Annotated in this window: 5 protein-coding genes; all 5 read left to right on the top strand. The window is 32.8% G+C overall.

Annotated features, from left to right (window positions below):
* The first annotated feature begins 389 nt into the window (after positions 1–389).
* Positions 390–581, top strand: a complete 192-nt coding sequence (locus RH98_RS16150; protein WP_237717552.1) for a DUF4372 domain-containing protein — start codon at positions 390–392, stop codon at positions 579–581.
* Between the two features lie 229 nt (positions 582–810).
* Entirely contained in the window at positions 811–1,527 is a 717-nt protein-coding gene (locus tag RH98_RS16145; RefSeq protein WP_237717551.1) for an IS4 family transposase, read from the top strand.
* 488 nt (positions 1,528–2,015) lie between these two features.
* Positions 2,016–2,810 (top strand): hydroxyethylthiazole kinase, encoded by a 795-nt coding sequence (gene thiM / locus RH98_RS14795; protein ID WP_010257258.1) that lies wholly within the window; start codon positions 2,016–2,018, stop codon positions 2,808–2,810.
* The gene (gene thiE / locus RH98_RS14790) at positions 2,807–3,448 is read left to right on the top strand and encodes a thiamine phosphate synthase (RefSeq protein ID WP_010257256.1); all 642 of its coding nucleotides are present in this window, start codon (positions 2,807–2,809) and stop codon (positions 3,446–3,448) included. The genes thiM and thiE overlap by 4 nt, the downstream gene beginning before the upstream one ends.
* Before the next feature lie 2 nt (positions 3,449–3,450).
* On the top strand, positions 3,451–3,725 hold a 275-nt coding region (locus RH98_RS14785; RefSeq protein ID WP_010257252.1), incomplete at its 3' end, for a thiaminase II/PqqC family protein.

Genomic DNA, 3,725 nt, shown 5'->3' with positions numbered 1-3,725 from the left:
CTTTTAAACAAAAAATACATAAAAATAAGTGTAATATATTGATTTACACTTAATTAAGTTGTTGTTTTTTTTTTAAGGGGCGACTATTTAAACTTTAAACGCATACCTGACAGGTATCAAGAGCTAATTTCAACACAATAATAAACTACAGCCTATCTTTTTTACCATCTTCTCTTGTAAATACTAATACAGGACGGGGTTCTTCTTCTTCATCTATACCAGTGTAGTCTGGAACTAAAGCAAGAGTAGTAATTGTTTCACTATCACCAACTAATTCATTTAATACAATATCAATAGCGTCCTAAACGTTTAAAAAAAGTACAAAAAAAGAGAGTAAATTTCGGATCTCAAATTATCTTTGAGTTGGACACCAAAAAAACACTCTCTCGATGGTAAATATAATACTGTTCTCTCAAATAGTAGCAAAACTTGATCGCTTAAAATTCAAAAAAATCGTAAAAGAAAAACAGACAGACAAACACAACAAAGGATTTAATAGTTGGAGTCACCTTGTCTCTATGTTATTTTGCCATTTTGCCCGTAGCAAATCTGTTCGTGATATTAGCAATGGACTTTACTAAGGTACTGGAAATTTAAATCCTTAGTAAGCTATTAGAATAAAACAGAACTCAAAAGCTGTTTAAAGAGTATTATTTTACGTTACTACAAAGTTCAGGACAGCATCCTAAGTTTAAGCAGGTAAAGTTCCGTATCAAGTCAAAAATCTTACTATTGGACTCCACCACAATATCACTTTGATTGAGCATCTTTGATTGAGCTAAATACAAAACCAATAAAGGAGCCGCAAAAATGCATACACTACTTGATTTTGATGGAAATCTTCCAGCTTATATCAATATTACTAATGGTAAAACAGCTGATAATAAAGGGGCTTATGACATTCCTTTACTTAAAGGTAGTGTTATAGTTGCTGATCGTTTTTATAATGACTTTAGCCTTTTAAACCTTTGGGACAGCAAACAAGTATTCTTTGTCATTAGGCATAAAGACAACTTAAAATTTGAAACAATTAAAGAGCTGGAACTACCTGAGAATAGACATCAAAATATTTTAAAAGATGAGATAATTACTTTAACTAATGGTAACTCAAAACAACTATATCCTAATAAACTAAGACGAGTAGCTGTATGGGATCAAGAAAATGAACAAGTTATAGAGCTTATCACAAATCAATTTACCTGGACTACAAATACAATTAGTGAGCTTTATAAAAGTAGATGGATGGTGGAAATATTCTTTAAAGACCTTAAACAACTTCTACACATTAAGTCGTTTATAGGAACTTCTGAAAATGCTGTAATGATACAAATTTGGACTGCACTTATCACTATTTTAAAACTGAAAGCTCTGCGTGCTCAGTCTCAATTTGGATGGCACTTATCTAATTTAGTCGCTTTTATAGGTTTAAACCTATTTGTCAAAATAGAACTACAAAAATGGTTAGATAATCCCCTAAATGAAATAGAAAAACCTCCTCCAAAATTACAACAAGGGGTTCTGTTTTAAATTTTAGCGAAATATAGCCTTAATCCTACTAAAGTGGGAGGATATTTTATGCCATAAATTTATTTAGGACGCTATTGAAAATAGAACTAGAAATTATATTATAACTAGTAGATCTATTTTGTTTAAATCTTATTTTATATTCAATCACAGATTCTATAAAAATTCACTATCTTCGCTAAAGAACTACTGTTAGGGGTGCCCTTGTACGCAACAAGAGCTGAGATTATACCCTTGAACCTGATATGTTGTAACTGACATCGTAGGGAAACGGAAGATAGTAGGCAGGTATATTAAGAGTGTGCTCATAATATACCTGTTTTATTATTTGTATTAGAAAACCGTTTCGTGTCATGCGAAACGGTTTTTTTATTTATACGATATTATTTATTTGAGTAAAAAATAAGTAATATTTCTCTTCAAGGGATTATCTAAGTATGCACACTTAAATGTAGTTGGCAAATAATTACATAAAATTAAACCAACACATTATGATTAATATAAATCTTATTTCAAAGGATATAAATAATATTCGAGAATTAACTCCTGTCGTGCACAATATCACTAATTACGTTGTGATGAATACTACAGCTAATGCCTTACTTGCAATTGGAGCCTCACCAATTATGGCGCATGAACTACAAGAAGTCAAAGATATGATTGCTATAGCCTCTTCACTAGTACTTAATATTGGCACCTTAGATAAAAAAAATGTTGATGCTATGCTTTTAGCAGGTAAGATTGCCAAAGAAAAAGGTATTCCAATTGTCTTTGATCCTGTAGGTGTTGGCGCAACAGCTTATCGCACAGAGGTAGCTAATAATATTCTTAACCAATGTAAACCTACCATTATCCGAGGAAATGCTTCCGAAATATTATCCCTTCAAAACATCACTACCACATCAAAAGGAGTAGATAGTTCTGTGGCATCTGATAAGGCCTTGCAAGCTGCTAAACAACTTGCTTTACAATCACAAGCAATTGTAGTTGTTAGTGGACAAATTGATTATATAACAGATGGACAAGCTGTTATCACAGTTAAAAATGGTCACCCTTTAATGGAAAAAGTAACAGGTATGGGATGCACAGCTACTGCTATAATAGCAGCTTTTTCAGCTATAAATTCAAATGCTCTTCTTGCAGCTAGCCATGCTATGATAATAATGGGAATCGCAGGTGAATTAGCAGCTAAACTAGCAAGAGGAAATGGCAGTATGCAAATGTATTTTTTAGACGAGTTATTCAATATCAATAAAAAAACAATACAAGATAACATACTACCATGAAACAATTTGATTTAAGTCTTTATCTAGTTACTGACAGCATTTTAACCAAAGGAAAGTCACTTGAATATATTGTCGAACAAGCAGTCTTGGGAGGAGTCACTATGGTACAATTAAGAGAAAAAGAGGCGAATACAAAAGATTTTTATAATACGGCAATAAGGTTAAAAAAATGCCTTAGCTATTATAACATACCTCTTATTATAAACGATCGCATTGATATCGCCTTAGCCTGCGATGCTGCAGGCGTACACATTGGACAAAACGATATGCCGTGTGATATAGCGAGAAAACTACTTGGACCATATAAAATCATTGGTCTTTCAGTCGACTGCATAGAAGATGTAAAAGCTGCCAACGCAATGGATATAGATTATATAGGTATCTCCCCTATCTTTAATACACCTACAAAATCCAATACTGCTTCACCATTTGGTATTGAAGGAGTGAAACAAGCAATGAAACTCACAAATCATCCAGCAATAACAATTGGCGGTATACAAAATCAAAATGCTAAAGAGGTAATACAAACAGGTGTTAATGGTATTGCGGTTGTTTCTGCCATTATTTCTAGTGAAGAGCCTCAACTTGCTGCAAAAGAACTTTCAAACATTATAAAAACAAATAGAAAAACACTTTAATTATGAAATGGAGTAATCAAGCTTGGAAAGCTGCTGAACCAGTTTACAATGAGATTTTAAACCTTCCTTTTATAAAGGAATTAATCCAAGGAACATTATCACAAGAACAATTCGAATTTTATATCAAGCAAGATGCTTTATACTTAGCAGAGTATGGTCGCATCTTGACTGCAATCGCTACAAAATTAGACAAACCAGAGCACGCTGCAGCATTCATAAGTTTTGCAGCCAATACAATGCAAGTAGAAAGAGCATTACATCAAACTTTTGTTCGTAC

Origin of the sequence: Myroides injenensis M09-0166, assembly GCF_000246945.1 — a bacterium.
Classification (GTDB): Bacteria; Bacteroidota; Bacteroidia; order Flavobacteriales; family Flavobacteriaceae; genus Flavobacterium; species Flavobacterium injenense.
The sequence above is the reverse complement of the archived record's forward strand: the minus strand, read 5'-3'. Positions and strand labels throughout refer to the sequence as shown.

Excerpts from the sequence above, each read along its gene's own strand:
- RH98_RS16150 (WP_237717552.1), top strand. The coding sequence starts at position 390 with ATGGTAAATATAATACTGTTCTCTCAAATAGTAGCAAAACTTGATCGC.
- RH98_RS16145 (WP_237717551.1), top strand. The coding sequence starts at position 811 with ATGCATACACTACTTGATTTTGATGGAAATCTTCCAGCTTATATCAAT.
- thiM (WP_010257258.1), top strand. The coding sequence starts at position 2,016 with ATGATTAATATAAATCTTATTTCAAAGGATATAAATAATATTCGAGAA.
- thiE (WP_010257256.1), top strand. The coding sequence starts at position 2,807 with ATGAAACAATTTGATTTAAGTCTTTATCTAGTTACTGACAGCATTTTA.